The sequence below is a fragment of the Oceanobacillus saliphilus genome (assembly GCF_023522835.1).
In the GTDB taxonomy this organism is placed as follows: Bacteria; Bacillota; Bacilli; order Bacillales; family Amphibacillaceae; genus Oceanobacillus; species Oceanobacillus saliphilus.
Map to the genome: position 1 here is coordinate 51,132 of NZ_JALCZU010000013.1, position 23,459 is coordinate 74,590.

The 23,459-nt window shown below is 37.9% G+C and carries 23 protein-coding genes; 13 read left to right on the plus strand and 10 right to left on the minus strand.

Features of this window, described 5'->3' with window-relative positions; genetic code table 11:
- The first annotated feature begins 1 nt into the window (after position 1).
- The gene (locus MN204_RS17860) at positions 2 to 889 is read left to right on the plus strand and encodes a glycine betaine ABC transporter substrate-binding protein (protein WP_249872458.1); all 888 of its coding nucleotides are present in this window, start codon (positions 2 to 4) and stop codon (positions 887 to 889) included.
- Positions 890 to 1,005: 116 nt separating this feature from the next.
- On the opposite strand, the gene MN204_RS21525 is transcribed toward MN204_RS17860, so the two are convergent.
- The 4 genes from MN204_RS21525 to MN204_RS17875 all read right to left on the minus strand — a co-directional run bounded on the left by MN204_RS21525 (position 1,006) and on the right by MN204_RS17875 (position 3,700).
- Positions 1,006 to 1,101, minus strand: coding sequence for a transposase (locus MN204_RS21525; RefSeq protein ID WP_368858681.1), 96 nt, complete (start codon positions 1,099 to 1,101; stop codon positions 1,006 to 1,008).
- Positions 1,102 to 1,286: 185 nt separating this feature from the next.
- Complete coding sequence (locus MN204_RS17865) at positions 1,287 to 1,715, minus strand: HEAT repeat domain-containing protein (RefSeq protein ID WP_249872459.1); 429 nt, start codon at positions 1,713 to 1,715, stop codon at positions 1,287 to 1,289.
- Between the two features lie 347 nt (positions 1,716 to 2,062).
- A complete protein-coding gene (gene ytvI / locus MN204_RS17870) occupies positions 2,063 to 3,175 on the minus strand; it encodes a sporulation integral membrane protein YtvI (RefSeq protein ID WP_249872460.1) in 1,113 nt (370 codons plus the stop codon).
- Positions 3,176 to 3,373: 198 nt separating this feature from the next.
- A complete protein-coding gene (locus MN204_RS17875) occupies positions 3,374 to 3,700 on the minus strand; it encodes a nucleoside triphosphate pyrophosphohydrolase (protein ID WP_249872461.1) in 327 nt (108 codons plus the stop codon).
- Positions 3,701 to 4,121: 421 nt separating this feature from the next.
- On the opposite strand from MN204_RS17875, the gene MN204_RS17880 reads away from it, so the two are divergent.
- Positions 4,122 to 5,297: a glycosyltransferase family 4 protein gene (locus MN204_RS17880; RefSeq protein WP_249872462.1), complete on the plus strand. Its 1,176-nt coding sequence runs from the start codon at positions 4,122 to 4,124 to the stop codon at positions 5,295 to 5,297.
- A gap of 438 nt (positions 5,298 to 5,735) precedes the next feature.
- The gene (locus tag MN204_RS17885; RefSeq protein ID WP_249872463.1) at positions 5,736 to 6,011 is read left to right on the plus strand and encodes a type II toxin-antitoxin system Phd/YefM family antitoxin; all 276 of its coding nucleotides are present in this window, start codon (positions 5,736 to 5,738) and stop codon (positions 6,009 to 6,011) included.
- A gap of 185 nt (positions 6,012 to 6,196) precedes the next feature.
- On the opposite strand, the gene MN204_RS17890 is transcribed toward MN204_RS17885, so the two are convergent.
- Positions 6,197 to 7,693, minus strand: coding sequence for an aldehyde dehydrogenase family protein (locus MN204_RS17890; RefSeq protein WP_249872464.1), 1,497 nt, complete (start codon positions 7,691 to 7,693; stop codon positions 6,197 to 6,199).
- 74 nt (positions 7,694 to 7,767) lie between these two features.
- The gene (locus MN204_RS17895) at positions 7,768 to 8,610 is read right to left on the minus strand and encodes an SDR family oxidoreductase (RefSeq protein ID WP_249872465.1); all 843 of its coding nucleotides are present in this window, start codon (positions 8,608 to 8,610) and stop codon (positions 7,768 to 7,770) included.
- 181 nt (positions 8,611 to 8,791) lie between these two features.
- Between MN204_RS17895 and MN204_RS17900 the strand changes: the two genes are divergently transcribed.
- From MN204_RS17900 to MN204_RS17915, 4 genes are all read left to right on the plus strand, one after another.
- A complete protein-coding gene (locus tag MN204_RS17900) occupies positions 8,792 to 9,385 on the plus strand; it encodes a TetR/AcrR family transcriptional regulator (RefSeq protein WP_249872466.1) in 594 nt (197 codons plus the stop codon).
- A 621-nt stretch (positions 9,386 to 10,006) separates the two neighbouring features.
- Positions 10,007 to 10,345, plus strand: coding sequence for an ArsR/SmtB family transcription factor (locus tag MN204_RS17905; protein ID WP_249872467.1), 339 nt, complete (start codon positions 10,007 to 10,009; stop codon positions 10,343 to 10,345).
- 2 nt (positions 10,346 to 10,347) lie between these two features.
- Positions 10,348 to 12,087, plus strand: a complete 1,740-nt coding sequence (locus tag MN204_RS17910) for a SulP family inorganic anion transporter (protein ID WP_249872468.1) — start codon at positions 10,348 to 10,350, stop codon at positions 12,085 to 12,087.
- A gap of 557 nt (positions 12,088 to 12,644) precedes the next feature.
- On the plus strand, positions 12,645 to 12,854 hold the full coding sequence (locus MN204_RS17915; RefSeq protein ID WP_249872469.1) for a hypothetical protein: 210 nt from the start codon (positions 12,645 to 12,647) through the stop codon (positions 12,852 to 12,854).
- Between the two features lie 177 nt (positions 12,855 to 13,031).
- Here the strand turns inward: MN204_RS17915 and MN204_RS17920 are convergent, their stop codons facing one another.
- On the minus strand, positions 13,032 to 13,358 hold the full coding sequence (locus tag MN204_RS17920) for a hypothetical protein (RefSeq protein ID WP_249872470.1): 327 nt from the start codon (positions 13,356 to 13,358) through the stop codon (positions 13,032 to 13,034).
- Between the two features lie 293 nt (positions 13,359 to 13,651).
- On the opposite strand from MN204_RS17920, the gene MN204_RS17925 reads away from it, so the two are divergent.
- On the plus strand, positions 13,652 to 14,638 hold the full coding sequence (locus MN204_RS17925; protein WP_249872471.1) for an acrylyl-CoA reductase family protein: 987 nt from the start codon (positions 13,652 to 13,654) through the stop codon (positions 14,636 to 14,638).
- A 425-nt stretch (positions 14,639 to 15,063) separates the two neighbouring features.
- Here MN204_RS17925 and MN204_RS17930 read toward each other — a convergent pair whose 3' ends face one another.
- From MN204_RS17930 to MN204_RS17940, 3 genes are all read right to left on the minus strand, one after another.
- Positions 15,064 to 16,131: an alpha/beta fold hydrolase gene (locus MN204_RS17930; protein ID WP_249872472.1), complete on the minus strand. Its 1,068-nt coding sequence runs from the start codon at positions 16,129 to 16,131 to the stop codon at positions 15,064 to 15,066.
- Positions 16,132 to 16,353: 222 nt separating this feature from the next.
- A complete protein-coding gene (locus tag MN204_RS17935) occupies positions 16,354 to 16,812 on the minus strand; it encodes a hypothetical protein (RefSeq protein ID WP_249872473.1) in 459 nt (152 codons plus the stop codon).
- Positions 16,813 to 16,818: 6 nt separating this feature from the next.
- Positions 16,819 to 17,823, minus strand: a complete 1,005-nt coding sequence (locus MN204_RS17940) for a DUF3231 family protein (RefSeq protein ID WP_249872474.1) — start codon at positions 17,821 to 17,823, stop codon at positions 16,819 to 16,821.
- A 423-nt stretch (positions 17,824 to 18,246) separates the two neighbouring features.
- Here MN204_RS17940 and MN204_RS17945 point away from each other — a divergent pair, with 423 nt between their 5' ends.
- From MN204_RS17945 to MN204_RS17965, 5 genes are all read left to right on the plus strand, one after another.
- Positions 18,247 to 18,687, plus strand: a complete 441-nt coding sequence (locus MN204_RS17945) for a carboxymuconolactone decarboxylase family protein (protein WP_249872512.1) — start codon at positions 18,247 to 18,249, stop codon at positions 18,685 to 18,687.
- A gap of 444 nt (positions 18,688 to 19,131) precedes the next feature.
- Entirely contained in the window at positions 19,132 to 20,256 is a 1,125-nt protein-coding gene (locus MN204_RS17950) for an ABC transporter ATP-binding protein (protein WP_249872475.1), read from the plus strand.
- Entirely contained in the window at positions 20,222 to 21,115 is an 894-nt protein-coding gene (locus MN204_RS17955; RefSeq protein WP_249872476.1) for a carbohydrate ABC transporter permease, read from the plus strand. Before MN204_RS17950 ends, MN204_RS17955 begins: the two co-directional genes overlap by 35 nt.
- Positions 21,116 to 21,127: 12 nt before the next feature.
- The gene (locus MN204_RS17960; RefSeq protein ID WP_249872477.1) at positions 21,128 to 21,952 is read left to right on the plus strand and encodes a carbohydrate ABC transporter permease; all 825 of its coding nucleotides are present in this window, start codon (positions 21,128 to 21,130) and stop codon (positions 21,950 to 21,952) included.
- A 95-nt stretch (positions 21,953 to 22,047) separates the two neighbouring features.
- Complete coding sequence (locus tag MN204_RS17965) at positions 22,048 to 23,376, plus strand: ABC transporter substrate-binding protein (protein WP_249872478.1); 1,329 nt, start codon at positions 22,048 to 22,050, stop codon at positions 23,374 to 23,376.
- Positions 23,377 to 23,459 lie beyond the last annotated feature (83 nt).

Sequence of the window (23,459 nt, forward strand, 5' to 3'; positions counted from 1 at the left end):
AATGAATAAGATAAAATTACTATTAATGGTTATTGTTTTTATTACGGTTTTTCCCCTTGCAGGTTGCATTTTAACAACAGATGATGCAGTCACTATTGGTTCAAGAAATAATACGGAAAGTATCATATTATCGAATATTATGGGTCAATTGATTGAAGAAAAAACAGATATAGATATCATGTATCGGGAAAATCTTGGTGGATCCAATGTTGTGTGGAATGCAATGATGAATGGCAGTATTCAGGTAATACCTGATTATACAGGTACGATTGTAATAACGTATTATGGTGAAACTCCCGGGACTGCCGAGGAAACGTTAGCGAAAACGAAGGAACTGGTGGCCGAGGATGGGATTGTAGCATTAGGTACATTCGGCTTTAATAATACGTACACACTTGCATTTGACGAAGCAGAAGCAGAGCGACTAGGGGTAGAAACGTTTAGTGACTTTGCCGAAGTATCCGATCAATATACACTTGGAGCTGTTTTCGAGTTTATTGATCGACCGGACGGTTTGCCAGGCTTTGAAGAGGAATATGATCTTGAGTTTAAAGATGTAAAGGGAATGGATCATGGGATGATGTATCGCGCCATTAATAGTGGTGAAGTGGATGTAATCAATTCCTACACAACAGATGGTCAGTTACAGATATATGATTTAAGAGTTCTCGAAGATGATAAATCATACTTCCCACCTTATCACGCTCTTCCTCTAGTACTGGAAGAAACGCTCGAAAAATATCCTGAACTGGAAGAAGTACTACTGCTGCTGGAAGATAAAATTGATGAACAGACAATGCAAGCCATGAACGCCAAAGTGGATAACGAAGGCATGATGGTTGATTTTGTGGCAAAGAAATTTTTACAGGAAGCTGGTTTGATTGAGTAGATAAATGGAAGCATGGGGACGGGTCTTTAAGGGGACAATCGGAAGTTTGCGCGAAAGAGGGCACAACTAGCGGATTTAAACTGCTCGTTGTGCCCTCTTCTTATTTTATGTAATTACTATTGCAAATTTTTTGATCCATAGTGACTAATTTTCACAAACTCTGGTGGAAGAACATGCATTAAAAATCGCAGAATAAATTCAGTGGTCTTCATGGTTACTATAATAATAAGGCGAGGGATTCAAGTGCCAGTCCCTCATCGCTTTAATACTGTAAAGTAGCGGAGGGCAGAACCGTTTTCTGATGGAACATAGGTAACCCTCTATGTAAGATAAAAAAAAGCCACTCCTTCCAAATTCGAAGAGAGTGACTTTCTTTCATGAATTTCCAAACTACTGATTACAGTTTTGCCCAACGTTCCTCTAACCAGTTCATAAATTGTTCCCCTTTGTCGCCTTCATACGCATCATACACATCTAATCGCATACGTTTTAGCTTATCCGCAAAGTCTGCCACGGTGTGGTCTTTTGGTAGGCTCTTTTTCACCCGGAGGAAAATTTTATCTGTGTTTTTGATAATATCAAACCGTGAAGGTGATGGCTTCTCTACGTCCTCGCCAAACGCTACAAGTGCTTCGTAGGCTGCGATTTGCACCTTGTAGACAGTATCATGCTGCATACGGTTTTTTAATAAATCTATAATTTTTTCGTGTTGATAAGCCGATAATGTTTCGACTGCGTCTAATCGTTCTCGCCAGCTAGACGTATAATTGGCCTGTTTTTTTAATGCCTCGTAGTGCTCAGGTAATGCTGTTTCAAACTTTTTCAAGTAATTGCACCTCTTTTTTTTACTAGTGGAAAAATGAATTCCGCTTCTGCTTTTCTTATTATACGTTGTCTGGATGGAAAAAGCGATGAATCGTTGGTATGGATATGGAATTACATAGAATTTAGCTGTATGAAGAGAACCATATCATAAGTATGTGCAATTTTTTTAAGTTAAGTATCGAAAGTTAGGATGCTGAATAGTTAAGTCGAGTAAACCGGGATGCATGAAAAGTTAGATCTGTACAACCATTTCATCATTGAAACGGTTTTCATCTTGCCCTGTGACAGCTAGTTTTTGAATCGTTTTTCCTTTCGTATATCTTGTTTTTCGATAATTTCAATCTTTTGTCAGGAATGTCCTTTGATGTAGCGCCATACGCCGTCAAAAACCCGTGCTTCATATAGCGAGATGAGCAGTACAAGTAATATTGGTCCAATTGCAAGCCCAATTATTCCAAACCACTGCAATCCTACGAAAAGGGAAATAAGAATTGCTAAAGGATTTAATTTTAATGTGGTTGACAGTATCTTTGGTTCTGCAAATTGGCGAACGGTAACCGTACAAGCATAAAGGATAAATAACCCAACTCCAAGAAAGACATCTCCTGTGAAAATGCAATAAATTGCCCAAGGTATTAGAGCGAGACCTGGGCCAACATATGGAATGAGTTCGAGCATTCCAAGGATAAATGCAATGGTCAGAGCGTAATCAACTCTTAAAATAAGCAATCCAATAAGACTAATAGCAGCCGTTAAGCCCATTAGAATAATTTGTGATTTCAGGAATCCGAAAATCTTGACCTTTAAATCTCGAATCACATCCATGGTGTGTGTCTGGATAAAGGATGGTAGTTTTTTATGATACAGAGCAGTGTATTTTTCCCAGTCTTTACTTATAAAATAGATTGCTAGAATCGTAAAAATGATAACAGAAAAGGTGATCGGCAGTGCACTAATAAAAGAGGATAGTCCATTGGCAATTCCTTGTCCGATGTTTCCAAGTAAGGAAGCAATGTTGGTTCCAAGTAACTGAATGCCTTCTTGTAGTGCTTGCTGCTGAGAGGACTCTAAATTATCCATTAATCCAATTCCTTGATTCCATAGTGGTAAAACAAAATCATTAACGTATTGCTGGATTCCGGCAGATATTGTCTCAATTTGTGCTGGTACATGTTCAGACAAATAACGTATTCCTTGAATCATTTTTATAACGATGTATGTAACAGCCCCGCCGACGATACCAAAAAGGAGAAGGAGACTGGCTAGAACGGCAAGCGGCCTAGGAAATCGAACATATTTTTCAAGTAAATGGACCATGGGATTTATAAGTAATGCAAAAAGAGCTGCGATAAGAAATGGGTATGTGATTCTTAACAATTGAAAAATGATAAATACTCCAATCGCAGTCAGAAAAAGGACGATTACGATTCGAAAGAAAAGCTGGATGGTTGGCTGGTTCACAAAAGGCACTCCTCTTCATTTCCAATACAATAAATACAAGTATAAATTAAGTTTAGACAAGAAGATAGAAAACGGCAAGTAGAAAAGCGTGAATCACATCGGTGTTTCTGTGGTTCATAGTCTTGAAGAGAGTGGGAGAAACAAGTGCCAGTCCCCCAACGCATGAGCAGTGGGGAACAGGAACTGTTTTTTAATTATCTAATCTTCAACCTCAATTAGAAAGACTTTCTTCTCATAGCTGCCACGTTTCTCAGCTTTTTCAGATCGAATTTTTTCCAGTTCTTTCATGGAGGATCCATGGACATCCTTCACGAGCATATAGATGATTTCTAATAGGTCAGCCAGTTCTTCTAATGCATTTTCCTTCGTTGCTACTTGCTGGTATTCTTCCACTTCTTCCAGTAGTTTTTTCTTCAGCTCCAAAATATAACGGTCCTGATTCAGTGTCTCCGTTTTGCAATCTTTACCGGATTTTTCGATGATTTCCGGGATACGGTCACGTACGAGTTTATGATAGGTTGGCATAGGAACACTCCTTTGTTGATAGTATACTGTTTCACTTTTGTCATTAAAATAAACATCATAACGAAATGAAGAAAAAGATTTTTCCGCCATTTACTTTTACAGAAAAGATTAAAAGGGTGTTGTCTGGTAAGTGAATAAGAAGTACTATATAAATAGGATAATCTTGGAAAGAAGGGGATATTCGGGACTGTTAAGAAATAAGATAATATATAAACGAGTTCTGCACGCTCAAGAAAATTCAACCCGAGCATTGAAGTTGGTTTTCAAATACCTTGTAAAGTGGAAATAATGAAAAGTTAAAAAGAAATTTAGATTTTTTGATTTAAACCTTATGTAAATATATCTTAACGTTTTCTTAAGTAAACGTTAAGGATTCTTTAGTATAATAAATTTAAAATTTTCTTTAAAATGGGGGAATAGAATGAAGATTCTAATTACAACGGAATGTTATTCACCAGTAATTAATGGGGTAGTAACGTCTGTTGTGAGTTTACATCAAGAATTAATTAATCTTGGACATGAGGTACGAATACTAACATTATCAGGAAAGTTACGTTCGTTTGAGAAAGCTGGTGTAACGTATATCAGATCGGTTGGAATTGATAAGATTTATCCAGGTGCAAGAGTAGCATTAAAGACAGAAAATGTATACCTCAAAGCTTTAATGGAATGGGAGCCGGACATTATCCATTCACAGAGTGAATTTAGTACCTTTCAAATGGCTAAGCATCTAGCGAAAAAAAGTAACATTCCTATTGTACATACGTATCACACCATATATGAGGATTATACGCATTATTTCTCACCTAATAAAAAATGGGGCAAGGCAATGGCAGCACGGTTTTCTAAATCCATTTTAAAGCATACCGAGCGTGTAATCGCCCCTACAGACAAAGTACAGTGTTTGTTGGAAGGTTACGGTGTAAATCAACAGATTCATGTGGTGCCTACTGGAATAAATTTGGACTTATATGTAAAAGAAGTAGAAAATACGAACCAGCAAAAACTGCGAGACGGGCTCGGTATCCCTGCTCATCACAACGTGCTTATAGCTGTGGGGAGATTGGCAAAGGAAAAAAATCTGGAAGAAATCATATTGTTTCTATCAAGATTACAGAGAAGCAAGTTTACCTTGTTAATTGTTGGGGATGGCCCACATCGTAGTTTTCTGGAAAAGTATGTTTTTGAATTAGGCCTTTCGGATGAAGTGATTTTTACAGGGATGGTTCTTCCTGAAGAACTATCTAAGTTTTACCAATTAGGAGATATCTTTGTTAGTGCTTCCAACAGTGAAACCCAGGGATTAACGTATTTAGAAGCAATGGCAAATGGAACTCCTGCACTTTGTCGAAAGGACCCTTGTTTGGAAAAGGTAATTGTGGATGGGGTTAACGGGTGGCAGTTTGCTTCATACGAAGAGTTTGTTAAAGGATTGGAATTGTTATTAGAGTACAGGGATCGTATCAGTCAACATGCTAGATTAGATATCATTTCTAATTATTCTTCTACTGCTTTCGTTAAAAAGGTAGAAGAGATTTATCGAAATGCGATTCAAGCGTATAATGAGAAAGAGAAAGAACTACTTCCTTCTTCGTAAAGGAAAAATAACCAAAAAACGATGGTAACCCATACAGCACCAATGTATAAGGAATTCATTTATTATTATTATTTTATATGGTTGCATGTTTAATTCGTACAAGGGACGTAATATTCCTGATTTCCATGTGAAGATTGTCAAACTAGTAGAAGGAAACATCCAGAACGAAAATGGATTTCGTCTTGTTGTTGGTTGCATTGATACTTTTAGATGTAACTCAAATTATAATTATTCATACCAGTAGTTCCACCTCTTCTATTCGTATAGCATTGCAGCAGGTGGATTTTCTATATATGAACGAATTTGATTCTATTTATTAATTCAAAAGGGGACGTGGGGCACAGCAAATCAGCCCCGATGTCCCTTTTTTAAATTGTATGCATTGTATATAAATGATATAATTTAATAATTATAATGTTATCGAAAGGGCTGATTATTTTGGAAATTAAGCCATCAACAACGATACGGAAGGATTACAACGGTTTTTCAAAATATTGTCATGAAATTGATGAGCCGGTTATACTTACTCGTAATGGTGAAGCTGATTTGGTTGTTATGAGCCACGAGACATATCGCCGTAAGGAAGCACGCATAAAATTGCAATCTAAGCTTCTTGTTGCAGAAAAACAAATAGCTGAAGGTTCACAGTTGCTTGACGATGAAGAAGTTATCGGAAAAATGCGGAGAAAAATAAATGCCTCAAAAGAAGATTAAATATGCACCTGTTGCAATAGATGATATGGATGAAATTTTTTCGTGTATATCCAGTGATTTAAGTGCCTGTCCACCATCGCTTTATCACATTAATGTAGTGGGGACAGACACATTTGCCAAATGCCATTCCATATGAAAACATTCTACATTATAGTAGACATATCCTACTAGCTACACTTAAATCACTAATCTAAATTAATCCAAACACTCTTCGTTTCTGTATACATATCAATCGATTCTGAACCATGTTCCCTTCCTAGCCCACTTTGCTTGTAACCACCAAAAGGTGAAGCTGGATCCAGGAGGTTATACGTATTTACCCAAACGTTACCAGTTCGTAAACCATGTGCTACCCGATGCGCTTTGCTGACATCTGTTGTATTTACGCCACCGCCTAAGCCGTACTCCGTTTGGTTAGCTAGTTTAATCACTTCATCGATATCCTCAAATGGAATACCTGAAATAACTGGACCAAAGATTTCTTCTTGAGCAATACGCATGTTATTATTTACATTTGCAATCACAGTTGGTTTGACGTAGTACCCACCTTCTAAATCACGCTCTGAAGTATTACCGCCAATTAATACTTCAGCACCTTCTTGTTGACCAATGTCTACATAATTTAAGACGCTATCTTTTTGTTGTGCAGATATAAGTGGTCCAAGGTTAGTAGCTTGGTCAAAACCATCACCAAGCTTGAAGTTCTTCGTATAATCTGCTAAATCACTCATGAAGTTATCATAAATCTTCTTTTCAACAAATAATCGTGATCCAGCAACGCAAGCTTGTCCTGAATTCGTGAAAATCCCCGTGGCAGCATTAGCTATTGCTTGATCATAATTTGCATCAGCAAATACAATATGTGCAGATTTACCACCTAATTCAAGTGAGACCTTCTTCACATTTATAGAACTAGATCGCATAATTTGTCTGCCAACTTCTGTGGAGCCAGTGAAAGCAATTTTATCAACATCTGGATGTTCGGTTAATGCCGTTCCAGCAATGGATCCAGAACCAGTTACGATATTAACAACCCCGTCAGGGAATCCAGCTTCCTGAACAAGTTCACCAAGGCGTAATGCAACTAATGGGGTAAGTGATGCAGGCTTTAATACGACGGTATTCCCTGTTGCTAAAGGAGCGGATAATTTCCAAACTGCCATTAAAAACGGACCATTCCACGGGATAATTTGCCCACATACACCTATTGCTTCTTTTCTAGTGTAATTGAAAATGTCCCCAGGAATAGAAACAGGTATTGTTTGACCAGTGACTTTCGTTGCCCATCCAGCATAATAACGAAAATCATCTGCAGCGGCTGTTGGATAATATTTCGTGACATTGACAGGTGCACCATTATCAAGTGTTTCTAAGTGAGCTAATTCTTCTCCGTTTTCTTCAACGAGATCAGCTAATTTTAATAGAAGCTTTGCTCGTTCATTTGGCTTCATCATCCTCCATGGTCCATCATCAAATGCTTTACGTGCAGCTGCAACTGCAAGGTTAATATCTTCTACACCGCCATTTGGAACTGTTGTAATAATTTCTCCTGTTGCGGGGTTCCTCGTTTCAATAGTTTCATTAGTAACAGATTCCACCCATCGGCCATTTATCAGCATTTTTTTAGGAGTGGAGATAAATTCAGCTGCTTTCCGGTTTAAAGAAATTAGTGTTGTTGACATATATTTCCTCCTCTTTTGTGAGTAAAGATGTTTAATAGAGAAGTCAGAGAGTATTAACGCTGACTTCTCCAGAATTATTTATTGCTAACGGCGTCAAATGAATACAGAACACTTGGTATAAACGCATAATCAACTTGTAAATCTACTCCACTGACATATGATGCTAGATCACTGTTTATAAAAATCAGTGAATTTGCAATGTCTTTTGGAGTCGCAGGTCTACCTACTTTAGATGTAAATCCTGTAGCGGATGCATCTTTATTTGCAATTGTATTAAAGTCTTTTGACATTGGAGTAGTGGTATTTCCAGGAGAAACTACATTTATTCGAATCTTCTTCTCGGAAAGATTAAATGCCCTTTGTTTCATCCAAAGAATAACTGATTCCTTTGAGAAGACGTAGGATGGGTCTGCATCTGACTTTGGATATGCAGCAAGAAGTGCAGGTCCATTCTCATTAAACCAATCTTGTGCATCTTCAAAGCTAGGTTGTTGAACAAAAGGCAATAGATTGTCAATTTGTTTATCCCAAGCCATCCCAGCAGCTGAAGAAATGATTGCTATGGAACTATTTTCTGGCATACGCGGGATTATTGATTCAATTAAATGGACTCCACCAATAAAATTGATGGTAACAACGTCTAATGTGGTTAGTTTGCCAATTACACCTGCGACACCAGCGATACTAAATATACTGTCAATTGTATTTGGTAGTTTGTTAACAGCACTATCAATGGATTCTTTGTCACCGAGGTTTATTTTGATATAGGATGCACCAGTATACTTTGGTTCATTAATATCAAGTGCATATACCTCTGCACCTTGTTCTAACAACAATTTGGCTGTTGCTTCACCCATACCTGAAGCAGCTCCAGTAACCACAACTTTTTTGCCCTTGTAATTTAGTAAGTCAGTCATTAAAAAATCCTCCTCCTTTTTTTGAATGCGTTTTCAAATAACTAATGTAAAAGATGTCTAACAACTACAATTGAAGTATAATAGGTTAACAGATTAAAACGCAATTAGAAAAATATAACCATTTAACATATTCATTATATTCGCAAAACAAAAATAATTTAATGAACAATGGGGTGGTAAAATGTTAAATAAAGAATTTTATCTTGATAAACGAATTGTTAGAACAAAAAAGCTATTAATGGAATCATTAATTTCTTTATTACAGCAAAACAATTTCAATGATTTATCAATAACAGATATCACAACCAAAGCAAAAGTAAGCCGAGTGACTTTTTATAATCATTTTCAAGATAAAGAAAAGCTTTTAGATGAATTAATCAATAATGTTATTACTGATTTGATTTATTCTTATCAAAGCCCTTATAAAACATATAAAAGATTTACAATAAATGACGTTACTCCAGTGACAGTCAAGTTGTTTGATCATGTATATCAAAATTCTAGTTTTTATTCTACAATTGTAAATTCAGATATTTTACCTGCCTTTCAAAAACGATTAACTATGGAAATGAATAAACTTGCTTTACAAGATTATATTATACCTAACCCTAAAGTAAATAATGGAATTTATGCTAATTATCAAGCCTATGCTATAACGGGTATGATAATCGAATGGGTGAGGGGTGGCTTTAAATATTCCCCTAGTTATATGGCAGAACAGTTAATGGAAATCGTAAAGTTACCTGGAAATCAATCTTTGGTGAGAAAGAATTAATTTTAAACGTAACACAAAATTGAAATACGTATTTTCATGAGCTATTTACAACATAGACACTCGTGCAACATTTCATAACTAATAATCCAGATTCAGTGCCCTCCTTCAGTGATTCGTTGTCGGTTTCCTATACTGGAAAAGCTATCTGCGTTATAATTTAGTCGATCTTTTTTATCCAATTATCAGGATTCTTGATTAATAGCAGATCTCGATAAAAAAATATCTAGAATTATTTTCATGCATTCATTATAAACACGGATTTCTATATTTGTTTTCTGTCCCGTTATTTCCTATACCTATAGCAACTTGTTGACACTACTTTCACATCAAGCTTCTGTTGCTAAGTCTAGTTCATACCAAGTTGCCAAGAGTTCCATTTCAAATCCAATCAACGTGATCTCTTTAATTAGTTGTAACCAGATATCGTTTGCATTACCGATAGTTATGGCTGTCTATTTAATTTTAAAGCATTTATATTTGTATTACTTTGATTACTACTTCATAAAAGCATTGAAAACATAAAAATCGATTTGTAAATTCAACAGAATAGCAGTATACTTTGTATAACATATTCAAATATTTGAATATGTTATATTTTCGTTTAGTAGGGGGGAACGGTCGTTGTGGAATGATATGCAGCAATTTAAAGCTGATTTTTTTAAAGCGTTATCGCATCCTTTAAGAATTCGAATTCTTGAGTTATTAGCAGAAGGTGAAAAAAGTGTAAATGAAATTCAACAGCTTCTTAACAGTGAAGGTTCAGCCGTGTCGCAACAATTAAGTGTCCTACGAAATAAAAATATTGTCATGGGAGTAAAAGAAGGCAAGAAAGTGATGTATTCACTTCGGGATCCAGCCATTAATCAATTACTTGTTGTAGCAAGAGAAATCTTTAACAACCATCTTATTGACACTTATTCCATGTTGGAAGAATTAGATATTCAGGAAAAGAAGGGGTAGACTTGAGAAAGATTTGGACAGGGAGATTTGAAGGGTATTCGATGAAGTATTTTCAGAAAGACCTCCTTTCAGGGGTGATTGTGGGAATCATTGCGATTCCGCTTGGGATGGCTTTTGCCGTTGCTTCTGGGGTAAATCCAGAATATGGAATATATACGACCATTATTGCAGGAATATTAATTTCCATATTTGGCGGATCCAAATATCAAATTGGCGGACCTACTGGTGCTTTTATACCTATCCTATTAGGTGTTGTCCTCACCTATGGCTATGCAGATTTGTTGCTGGCAGGCTTATTAGCTGGCGTTATGCTTTGTTTAATGGGTGCTTTCAAACTGGGTTCATTTATTAAGTATATCCCTCGTCCGGTGACAATTGGCTTTACTTCGGGAATAGCGGTGATCATTTTTACTGGACAAATAGCCAATTTCCTAGGTTTAGCGGAAATTGAAAAACATGAAAGTTTTATAGCTAACATGAGAGAAATTGTTTTACATATGGATACGGTTAGTCTATATAGTGTGATAACTGCATTGATTTGCTTGTTTGCTATTTTGATGACTCCAAAATTATTTCCGAAAGTACCCGGACATCTTGTGGGATTAGTTGTATCGACTGCTGTAGCTGCGTTTCTGTTTGCTGGAAATATCCCGACCATCGGCACCGTTTTTGGTGAGCTACCTAGTGGACTTCCCCAGTTTCAGATCCCGGAGATAACATGGGAACGAATCCAGCGATTACTCGCGCCTGCTCTCGTGATTGCTATATTGGGAGGAATTGAATCCCTTTTGTCAGCAGTTGTTGCAGATGGGATGACAAATAGTAAGCATAATAGTAACAGGGAACTTATGGGACAGGGGATTGCGAATATCGTTACCCCTTTATTCGGAGGAATTCCTGCTACAGGAGCAATTGCACGAACAGCTACAAATATCAAGACTGGTGCGGTGTCCCCAATGTCTGGAGTCATTCACGGGGTTTTTGTTTTGTTCACGTTATTGCTTTTAGCCCCTTATGCTTCTCACATTCCATTAGCAAGCATGGCACCAGTTTTAATGGTAGTTGCTTGGAATATGAGTGAACGGAAGCAATTTGCTCATGTGTTAAAAATGAAGTCAGGAGATTCTCTCGTTTTAGTGGTGACATTTTTATTTACGGTGTTTACGAGTATTACAACGGCAGTACAAGTGGGACTTGTTTTGGCGGTTATTCTATTTGCCAAGCGAATGAGTAAAATGCTCGTCATTTCTAAGGTGCTGCCAGATCATACTAAATTCAACGAGACGGTTGAGTCACATGTCGTAAACGAATCCCATGATTGCCCACAAGTTAGTATCTATACGATTGAAGGACCATTATTCTTTGGTGCTGCGCAGCTTTTTGAACAACGTATTATGGAGTCGATTCATTATAAACCGAAAGTCTTGATTCTTCGTATGGGTAGAGTTCCTTTTATGGATACAACAGGGGAAGCACATTTTAAAAGTATTATCACTCACTTTAAGAAAAATGGAGGTGTCATCCTTGTTTCGGGTGTCTCTCCGGAGTTAAAAAAGACATTTATAACAACTGGTTTGTACAATGAAATTGGAGAAAGTAACTTTTTTGAGCATACTGGTCAAGCGATTAATAACGCCATGCTGAAAATGGATACGAGAAAATGTTTCGGGTGCAAGCACTTTGCTTTTCATGAGTGTGAACAGCTTTCACAAGGAATTCAACTGTCTGTCCCCAATCGCTAAGATGTTAAAATTAGGTCGTATGGAACACGATTCTTCCGTTTTCAAACCTTGTTTCTGACTCGTGATACAAGGATTAATACGTACCGAAGAGTGTCATTCACTGTTTAGTTTCAGTTCATTCTGTGCGGAGATAGCAGCTAACTATAAATAGTCCACATCAAATGGTGTGGACTATTTTACTATTTCAACTAAAACTCTACACAGATTATAATGGGTGGTTATAATTGACACTTTAGTCTTTTGGTAATTTTATGGTTGTATAGCGACTCGAAATATCGTCGACTCTTTCTAAATATCACTAGGGGGTGACAGTAGAGTATTTAGGTAGTTGAAAGTAGAGTTTCAATGGTAGGCATTATGAAGATGGTTAGCGATGCACTTTTTTCGATTGCTTAGAATCACATTAGCAAAGATCTAGTACGTCATCATAAACTCTGAGTATTTTAATTGTATACCAGTTCATGCTATAATAAAGCGCTTAGGATAATTACGACTTTCTCCTAACGGAACGGACGCCAAAAGCCTCCGTCGAGCGATAAACATGGAGGTGCAAAAGAATGAATAAACGATGGACATTCGGTGAAATTAAGAATTATGTTGAGAAAAATTCCGAAAGCAAGCTGCTGTCAACTGAATATCACGGTTTTTCTCAAAAGTTACTATTTAAATGTTCATGTGGGAACAATTTTGAAAAGACATTTACGAAATTCAAAAATAAAAACCAGCGTAAATGTGACGTGTGCGAACCGCCAAGACCGTCAAGATAAACGTATGGAATAAACGAAGTACCGATCTCTATGAATAGATGTTGGTGCTTTTTTATATTGAAGTGAATTGTATCCTCATTACGTTTTTTATTTAGAAAACAAAGAACCGAACATTGCTTGGCACTGTTCGGTATGACTATCGTATTGTATTGGGTTTTAGAATAAGTGTGAGGGATTTTACAGATGTTGTTGCTCAGAAAGATGGCGTAGTTTTTTCTCATGCTGTGCAGTTTTACTTAATATGAAGTCGGTCGTTTCCTGGGTTTCAGTTAATTCCACTCGAATTCCATCGACTTTTTTTTCTAACCGATCGAATCTCTGATCAAACTTACTTTCCAACTGTTCAAATCTCCTATCGATCTGCTCGAATCTGCTATCGATTTGTTCGAATCTACTATCAATCTGCTCAAATCTGCTATCGATTTGTTCGAATTTATTATTCATTTGGTCTCCATGTAATTTTAATGCATTTAAAATTTCTTTTAGAATAGTTTCTTGCTCCACGTCATTCACCTCCTTGTATCAATAGTATAAATCATTTTGGATTGGTTGGAAAGAGTATGAAAATAGAGGGAAAATAGAATTTTCAATGGTGAAAAACCTTGAATAAATGTGAAATCGACATTAAAATACAATGAAAAATTGATTTTAAAGCAAAAGAGAGAAATAAAAATCGTTTTTTAAAATAATAATTTTATGACTTGAACAGTCTCTTAAATAGGTGATTACTTCCTATACTATTCTTCAAGGTGAATGTGTTACGATAGTTTAATAAGACGTAGAGGAGATGGGATAAAATGAATACCTTTCAAGCGTTAGTATTAAATAAGACGGATGAGCAAACGAATTTGGATGTGAAACAATTAACGCTAGCTGACCTTTCAGAAGGTGACGTAACGATTAAAGTTGCTTATTCCAGTGTGAATTATAAGGATGGCATGGTAGGCATCCAGAATCAGATGGTAAAATCCTATCCATTAATACCTGGAATTGATTTGTCTGGTACAGTCATGGAATCGACGGATGAACGTTACAAAAAAGGTGATGAAGTGATTGTCACCAGTTATAAGCTAGGTACAGGACATTCCGGCGGATTTAGCGAGGTCGCGCGTGTACCTGCCGAGTGGATCGTTCCCCTTCCAGAAGGATTATCATTAAAAGAAGCAATGATCCTTGGAACGGCAGGATTAACGGCAGCATTATCGGTCGGAAAACTTGAGGAAGCCGGACTAAAACCGGAGGATGGACCTGTTTTAGTTGCAGGTGCGACAGGCGGAGTCGGCAGTATTGCAGTCAATATGTTGGCTCGTAAAGGGTATGAGGTTGTAGCAAGTACCGGTAAAGCAGATCAGGAAGCATATTTAAAAAAATTGGGAGCCAAAGAAGTTATCGATCGTAATGAAATAGTAGAGACAGAACCACAACCTGCACGCGAGAAAAAATGGGCTGCGGCTATCGATCCTGTTGGTGGAAAAACACTGCAATATATCCTTACTACATTAAAATATGGTGGATCTGTTGCAACATGCGGATTAGTTGGAGGGGTAGAAGTAGCGACAACGGTGATTCCGTTTATCTCCAGAAATATCAACTGGCTTGGTATTGATTCGGTGATGTCCCCAATGGATAAGCGGTTAGAAGCATGGAATCGTCTTAGCGATGATTTGAAACCGACCGCATTGAATGAGGAGATGGTCCATGAAGTTTCCTTAGCAGAACTCCCGGAAGTGCTTCGTGCTATTTTAGAAGGAAAAGTTCGGGGAAGGGCTTTGGTTAAACTTTGATTTTGAAGTTGATGTAAAGGAACTGGAAAAGATATGAACGGTGAATTTTCTCCAATTTGACCATTCGGTTGTAAAGCGTGCAAAATTCTCTATTACTGCAGAAAGAACCTTGCATAAAAAAACGGTTGTCGATTGTGATAGCGTATGAATATGTTTTTAATAAATTGACAGTAGAATGAATACATTTATACTGTAATAAGAATGAGATACTGAGTAGCGCTAACTATCAATACCTCAGTAGAAACCGCATAAAGAGCGGTTGGCCAAGTTAATGATGCTGTACAAAGAGTAATCGCCATCCTAGTCAGAGGGGCGGTTACTTCTTTTTATTTTACCCAGCTACTAATGAATAGGAAAACATGACAAAAGTAAAAAGTCAGTCCAATTAGACTGACTTTTTAAAGTCATTAATCTACTATGTCTCATTAAACAATTTCATCTGCAACTCCAATAGCAAGTAATTCATGAAGGTGTTTATCTATTTGATCATGATAGTAAGAACCTTCACCGCCAAATAATCCAAAGTGTCCCGCAATACTATGGATGACCTTTAATTCACTGTTCGGAATCAATTTTTGTTCTGCTTTACAGTCTCTTGGCGGGAAAAACATGTCTTCATCAATTGGCATGACGAATACTTTTGCTTTAATCCTTCCAAGCGCCTCTTGGAGATTCCCGTTTGTCATCCTGCTGACATCTCCACGTTGCCACTTCCAGGCCATCGTCAGTAAAGCGTTCGGGTCCATGCCTTGGAAAAAAGGCTCAAGAAATCCGGATACAAATTCCTCTGCAGATTCAACGCCGAATAATGTCCATTTTTCCTGTTGATAAAATTCAGTGCTCAATCCCAATACTGCCCAAATATCTGCATGTCTTTTTAAACCATCTGCTACTTCTGTATTGGAGTTATAGTTCCCATTATGCCAGCCGGGATCTGAGGTGATGGCCTCGATTAATGTTTGCGTAAACAGGAAATCATGGGTCGTATTTTTAGCGGTTCCGGCAATTGGCGCCGCACGTTTAACCATGTCCGGATATCTAACTGCCCATTCATACGTTTGCTGTGCCCCCATGGAACCACCGACTACAAGCGCTACTTCTTTAATTCCGAATTTCTCCGTAATCAGTTGGTGTTGCGCCCGGACATCATCAGCTATTCTTACTTTCGGAAAATCACTCATGGAAATTGGCTCGGGACTATTATGTGGTGAACTGGAAAGTCCATTGCCAATTTGATTGATGATTACAATGAAATACGCTGCTGGGTTTAGTGCTCTGTCTACGCCAATATAACTCTCGTAATCTTTGCTTGTCCCAGAAAACCAGGTAGGTATGACAATCACATTATCTTTCGCTTCATTCAGCTCTCCGAAAGTTTTGTATGCCAATTTGCAATCAGGTATTCTCCCACCATCTTCTAGATCGAAATCACCTACATCATAAATCTCGTAATTGCCGTGAATCTCCCTTGTGTAAAAGTCATTTTTATACATACATGTAACCCCTTTCATTTTCGGGTTTGCTGACTGAAAGATAGATTTATTCTGATTTAATCGTATTCTTATTATTTTAAAAAGTCAATAATATAGGAGGGAATCTAAATGGAGATGTGTGTTGTGGCGTTAACTCGTCCCAATGCACATGGGTTGGGGAAATACTATATTAAAAAAGCTCTGCATCTTGGCAGAGCTTTTAAGAAACGTTTAAATTGTTTATCATGATAATTTAAGAAGGATTAATCTGACGAGATGGCCTACTCCGACTCCGACAATTAACAGAAGGATAGGCAAAAATATAGGCCCCCACAAAAATCCAAATAACTTAAACGATGAGGAATAAATAACTCCTATCGTGCCGAAGAAAGCGGAGATGACAAAAGGTAAGTAGGAGAAGGAACCACTACCCCCTCCTGCATCACGGTAGGCATCCCATATGGCAAACATATAGATACAAGGATAGAACATCAGCCATTGGTAATTGGTTAAATGGATCGCAGTTTGGATATCGCCATGAAAACTAGGAATGATTACCGCATTTAAATTTGCTTGAACATTTATTAAAAATTCTAAGAAGATAAGTACAATCCCTTTTACGAGTTTGCCATTTAGAAATTGGCCAAACCCTGGTAATGCAATACTCCAGAGAATTTTCTCACTAGGGTTTGATCGCCCCATCCTACATCACTGTTTTTTAGCAATTGCTTGACGGTCAGGAGCCTGCGGTGGTTTCTCCATCCATCCATTTTTAATCATAATATTTGCTCCATCTTCAGCATATTGCGTAACCTCAATCATTAAGCGACTGTAATCGAGACCTAAATCTTTTCGAAGTGAAGCTCCTAATGAAGCGCCATAATACGCTATACCGGCAGTTTGCATGGCTTCAACGTGAGCCATCATTAACTTATCTGAAAATGGTGCGATTGTTGAGTCTCGGGGTGTGTCCCATGAATGTGGTGCTGGTAGATCGTTATCACTTAGTAGGGTATTAAAAATTAGGATATGTTTTTTCGCTATGTCTTTTCCACGAACCATATGATCCCTCACTTCTTTTGACTGGGCAACTTGACTAAATCCTGTTAACTGCGTCGCACCAGTAATGTTGCGTATTAAATTAAAGAAAATATGCGACACTTCGGGAGCATTTAATGGTCTTTTGTTACCTGCAATGCCAGATAGGAAGCTTTGCTGTTGAACAAACTCAATCTTTTGTGGATAAGGTATAAAAGGGGCTCGAAGGAAAATCCCTTTTTCTTGCTGTATCTGAGAAGATCGGTTGATCAATTCGGTAGACGAAGAAATGTTTTCTGAATAAAATTTCCTGATATCTTCTCTAGCTGAATTTGATAATGCAATCGTATGAGCGTTTAAACCTAGTTTTGCCTGGTTATATACATACGTTAGGTAAAACATATCATTATAGAGACGAGGTGCTTGAAGGTTTACATCTGCTTCCGTAAAACCTTGTGGAATAACAATCTGTTCTTCATTGAAGATACTTGTAATGCGTTGTATGTGATTTTCTGATACCTGTAAAGAATATTCAATGACGGCACGTATTTCTGGATCTTCCACATTTGTTAAATAATGCTTAAATACACAAATAGACATTGTATCATTCATATAATTTAACCATAAATTATTCAGCTCTGCAGCCGTGAGGTGTATGTTATGTTCTTTATCCATATCCAATCTCCTTATGTTTTTTACATTGATTCCTTACGATTTGGGGCATTTCTTCTAACTATGTGTGTTGCAGTAACTTGTCAACTTCCTTTTACGCAAATAAAGCGAGGCACAAATCTGTTTAATATGTAGCATACCCTGTCCGGAGACGATTATGAGGACGAATGGAAAGTTATTTTTTAGCAGATAGGAAAGTATAAAAACTTTTCTATCTGCATAAGTGTAACTAAGGCTATCACCGAAAGGCTTGGTGACAACCAAGTTTTCTAAGAATAATTCGTCCTTGTAACGTCGTATAATGAAAGAAAAAGGTGCTGTATTAGAACTTCAGGGTTGGCATTTTTGAGATTACAACTAAAAAGGGGGAGTGACATGGGTAAGCTGATTAATAAAGGTGTTGTGAAGGCCGCGAGTTTGATGAATATGAAAAACAGAATCAATTATTTCAAGGTAGCACCGGAAGCCCTAGAGAAAATCATGGAATTAGAGAAATACGTAAAGAAAACATCGATTGATCGAAAGTTGAGAGAACTCATTAAAATAAGGGTGTCGCAAATTAATAGTTGCTCCTATTGTTTGAATATGCATACAAAGGAAGCAAAGAAATTAAACATAACAGATGAACAGATTGACCAATTAATCAACTGGAAAGAAACGACTATATTTACGGAAAAAGAAAAAGTAGCATTAGAATTAGCGGAAAACATCACATGGATTTCTGAAAAGGGAGTTCCTGATGACTTATATCATCGCGTGAGAAACCATTACGACGAAAAATCTTATGTAGATTTGGTTTTGATCATAAATCAGATTAACATGTGGAATAGATTAGCCATCTCTATGGGAAATAAAGCAGATCATTGAGTATATGAACGGGAGTGTTTTTAGTTCGATATAGCGTAGGGATTCAATCGTCAGTCTCCAGCAGTTTAAACTGTTAAAAAGAAATGTTATTTTATAAAGCTAAAGCATACGAGAACCTACTATTCTCGTATGCTTTAGCTATTTGCTGTGACTCATTCGACAAATTTCAACAAAAACTGGGGAGACAGGCACCATGTAAGCAAAACTTTACAATTGACTGAGTCTCTTATTCCTCTTATATATTAGCAAATCGTGCTAGACAGTTGATTTCATCCCTATTTAAATACCAAATACTTACAAGTAGTGCAACATTATATAGTAACATAAAATTTAACAATGCGCAGATTTTATTTATAAATTTACATAGAATTCATCATGATTTAACACTCGTTTGCTAGGATAATAGTTGGAAGTCCAACAGACTAGGGTGGAGGAAATGATGATATGAAAATTCGTCTCGATCAGCTAACGATGAAGTTTGATGAAACGACTGCGGTAAATAATTTATCAACAACGATAAACGATGGTGAGCTTGTTTCTTTGCTTGGGCCTAGTGGCTGCGGCAAGAGTACAACATTAATGCTCTTATCCGGATTATATAAACCAACTTCTGGTCAGATCTATTTTGGGAATCAGGATGTAACAAAGTGGGATGCTGAGAAGCGGGGAATTGGAATGGTGTTTCAGAATTATGCACTATATCCACATTTATCCGTTTTGAAAAATATTATGTTTCCGCTAAAAATGCAAAAAGTTCCTAAAAAAGAAGCGATGGAGCGAGCGAAGGAAATGGCAGATTTAGTACAGATTGGCCATTTGTTGGACCGAAAGCCAGGTCAGTTGTCAGGTGGTCAACAGCAACGGGTTGCGATTGCGAGGGCACTCGTGAAAAAGCCGAATGTCCTCTTATTGGACGAGCCGTTATCCAACCTAGATGCCCGGCTGAGACTAGAAATGCGTGAGGAAATTCGTCGGATTCAGCAGGAGGTAGGAATTACGGCAGTATTCGTTACCCACGACCAAGAAGAAGCACTTAGCATTTCTGATCGCGTGATGCTTATGAAGGACGGGATTATCCAGCAAGATTCGATGCCGCAGTGGATGTATAAACATCCGGAAAATGAGTTTGTTGCGAGCTTCTTAGGAAACCCGCCCATTAATTTATTGACAATCGTTAAGAAAGCAAATGGCTACCAAATTGGAAATTCCGATCAATTGCTAAACGTACCTGCTTTTACATTACCGAAAGAAGATAATCTAGATGTAATTCACATCGGCGTTCGCCCAGAAGATTTCTTTGTCACTACAAATGGCAACCAAACCTTCACCGGAAAAATAATACATATTGAAACAATTGGAAGAGATACATTAATTCGAATGGAAATTGGTGATACAACCATCCGTGCACTTGTTGATCCACAGCATGATCTGCAAGTTGGTGATACATGTCGTTTAGGTGTATCCGATACGAACATCCATTATTTTAATGTGGAAAGCGGACAACGTCTCCATCCGGTAGAAAGGAGCATGGAGAATGCTAGAGAAACCAACATGGAAGAGCACGCTTAGAGGCTTCTTGTATTTAAGTCCAGCGTTACTTATCTTAATTACCTTTAATATTTACCCAATTATTCGCTCCTTTCTTATGAGTTTCTACACGGATTACGATTATTTTAACGATGTTGTTCATGCGTTCGGTTTAGATAATTTTATTACCATTTTTCAGGATCCGAGCTTTCTTACAGCACTGAAAAATACCGGTGTTTTTGTTATCGGCGTTGTTCCAATTTCGATTGCACTATCCCTTGGCATCGCCGTGCTGTTAAATAATAAACTAAAACTCGCTGGTTTTTTTCGGACAATCTATTTTCTGCCGTTCGTAACATCTGTAGTTGCTGTTGCAATTGTGTGGAGTTGGATCTTTCATTCGGATTACGGTCTGTTCAACTATCTATTAAGTTGGTTCGGCATTGATCCCATTGCTTGGTTAAATGATCCGAAATATGCGATGCCATCCCTCATTATTTTAAGCATTTGGAAAGGGCTCGGCTTTAATATTATTATCTTCTTGGCCGGTTTGCAGAGCATTGGCAAGCAGTACTATTTAGCTGCAAAAGTCGATGGAGCATCCGCCTGGAGCCGTTTTACGAATATTACACTTCCGCTTCTATCGCCAACAATATTCTTTGTTTCGATTATTTCCATTATTAATGGCTTTAAAGTGTTTGATGAAGTGTTTGCCTTGTTTAACGGGAGACCTGGACCAGCAAACAGTGCTTTAACCGTTGTTTACTATATTTATCAAAAATTTTATGAGGAGTGGCAATTCGGATTGGCTTCCACTGCAGCATTCGTGCTGTTTATCATTATCTTTATTTTCACGATTATTCAGCTCATTATCGGCCGCCGCTTTGTACATTACAACTAAGGAGGGATTCGTATGGGAAAAGAAGCTTTATCCAAAGGAATGATCTATTTACTTCTATCACTTGGCGCCATACTAATGCTCCTTCCCTTTGTGTGGATGATTAGCACATCGTTAAAAGCATCAAATGAAGTTATGGCCATGCCCCCTATATGGATCCCTTCTGAATGGCAATGGGAAAATTATAGCCGGGCGGCAGAGGTCGCCCCATTTGGAAAATACTTCATCAATAGTGTGATTGTGACCATACTCAGCACAATTGGTGAGCTATTGACAACAATCCTGGCAGCCTATGCATTTTCACGGATTCATTTTTATGGAAAAGGGATTGTCTTTGCTGTTCTGCTTGGTACGATGATGGTTCCGGGGGAAGTGCTGTTAATTCCTAACTTTGTCACGATTTCTAATCTAGGTTGGATCGACAGTTATGAGGCATTGATCGTGCCGTGGGTGGCAAGTATCTTTTCGATTTTTCTACTGCGACAGTATTTCTTTTCCGTTCCAAAAGAATTATCCTATGCAGCAAAAGTGGATGGATGCAGTGACTTCAAGTTTTTATGGTATGTTATGGTGCCCCTTGCCAAACCAGCGCTTATCACGATTGGACTATTAAAAGTGATTGGTAGTTGGAATGCGTTTCTTTGGCCACTTATCGTTACGAACTCCCAAGAAATGCGAACATTACCTGTTGGTTTATCAGCATTTACAACCGAAGCAGGGGTGAAATATGAGCTCTTAATGGCCGCTTCTTCCATGGTAATTCTACCGATGCTCATTTTGTTTTTCATCATGCAAAAATACATTATCTCCGGTGTAGCAAGAACCGGGATCAAAGGATAAGGCTTGCTATCTTTTTTGGAGGTGATGCATAGGAATTTTTGATGTGAGATGTCTATTCTGAGCGAAAGCCAAAACCCCAAATAGGAGGAAAAACAATGAAAAAAGCACTTTCCTTATTAATGTTATTGTTTGTACTATTTTTAGCAGCTTGTGGAAATACAGACGGAGACGACTCTGGTGAAGAAACTGACTCTAGCGCTTCCGCGGATACAGGATCAGAAGAACCAGCAGCAGAAGAATCAACAGAGCCAGTAGAGGTTGTTTTCTGGCATGCAATGAGTGGTCCACATGAAGAAGCAATCAACAGTTTTGCTGATTCATTTAACGAAGCGAACGAGAACATTACAGTAAAGCCTGTGAATCAAGGTGGATATGACGACTTAGAACAAAAAATTATGGCTGGAGCAAAAGCCGGCAGCCTGCCACACATTGCACAATCTGTAACGAACGTTGTACCAGAATACATGAACAATGATTTCCTTATTCCGTTAAATGATTTGATTGAAGATGAGGAAGTTGGTATGAGTGAAGAAGAATTAACGGACATTATCGAAGTCTTCCGTGAATCTAGTTCATGGGATGGAACGTTTTACAGTCTTCCTTTCAGTAAGAGTACCCGCGTTCTTTTCTATAACCAGACATTACTAGATGAGCATGGTTTAGAAGTTCCAGAAACATGGGACGAATTACGTGAAGTTGCTGAAACTGTAACAGGTGACGGCGTTGTTGGATTCGGATTTGAAAACTCGTTTGAATCAGAATTCCAAGGCATTTTAAAACAGCTTGGTGGCACATACATTGATGAAGAAAGTGTTGAGGCAACATTTGCATCTGAAGAAGGCATTGAAGCAATGACATTTATTAATGACATGATCGACGAAGGGATTGCTCGAACTGCAGGTGAAGATGGTTACATGTCCAATCCGTTTGGACGTGGCGATGTAGCAATGTATATTGGTTCTTCCGCAGGGATTCCACACGTTGCAGGAGCAGTTGAAGGTGACATGGAATGGACTACTGCTCCAATTCCAGCGTTGGATGGTGAAAGAGCAACCACATTTGCTGGTAACGACATCGTCTTATTCAATCAAGGCGAAGAAGCAGAACAAAAAGCTGCATGGGAATTCATGAAATACTTAACAAGCCAAGAAGTAACAACAGAATGGGCAATGCTTTCCGGTTATTTACCAGTCCGCTATTCTGCTCAAGATTCGGATGAATATCAAACCTATTTAGAAGAAAATCCAGCAGCTTTAGCTGGTCCAGAACAATTTGATGCAGGGTTCTTTATCGCTCGTGTTCCTGGCGGGGATGCTGTTCGAAACATCGTACTTGAAGAATTGGATTACATTTTACAGGATATGAAAACGGTCGAAGAGGGATTAACTTCCGCACAAGACCGCGCGAATGAAGCATTACAATAAGAAACGTAGTAGCAGGGGCCAATGCTTTAACGAGCCCCTGTATTTTTTTACAGCTATGGAAATATGCGAATGCCAAATTTTCT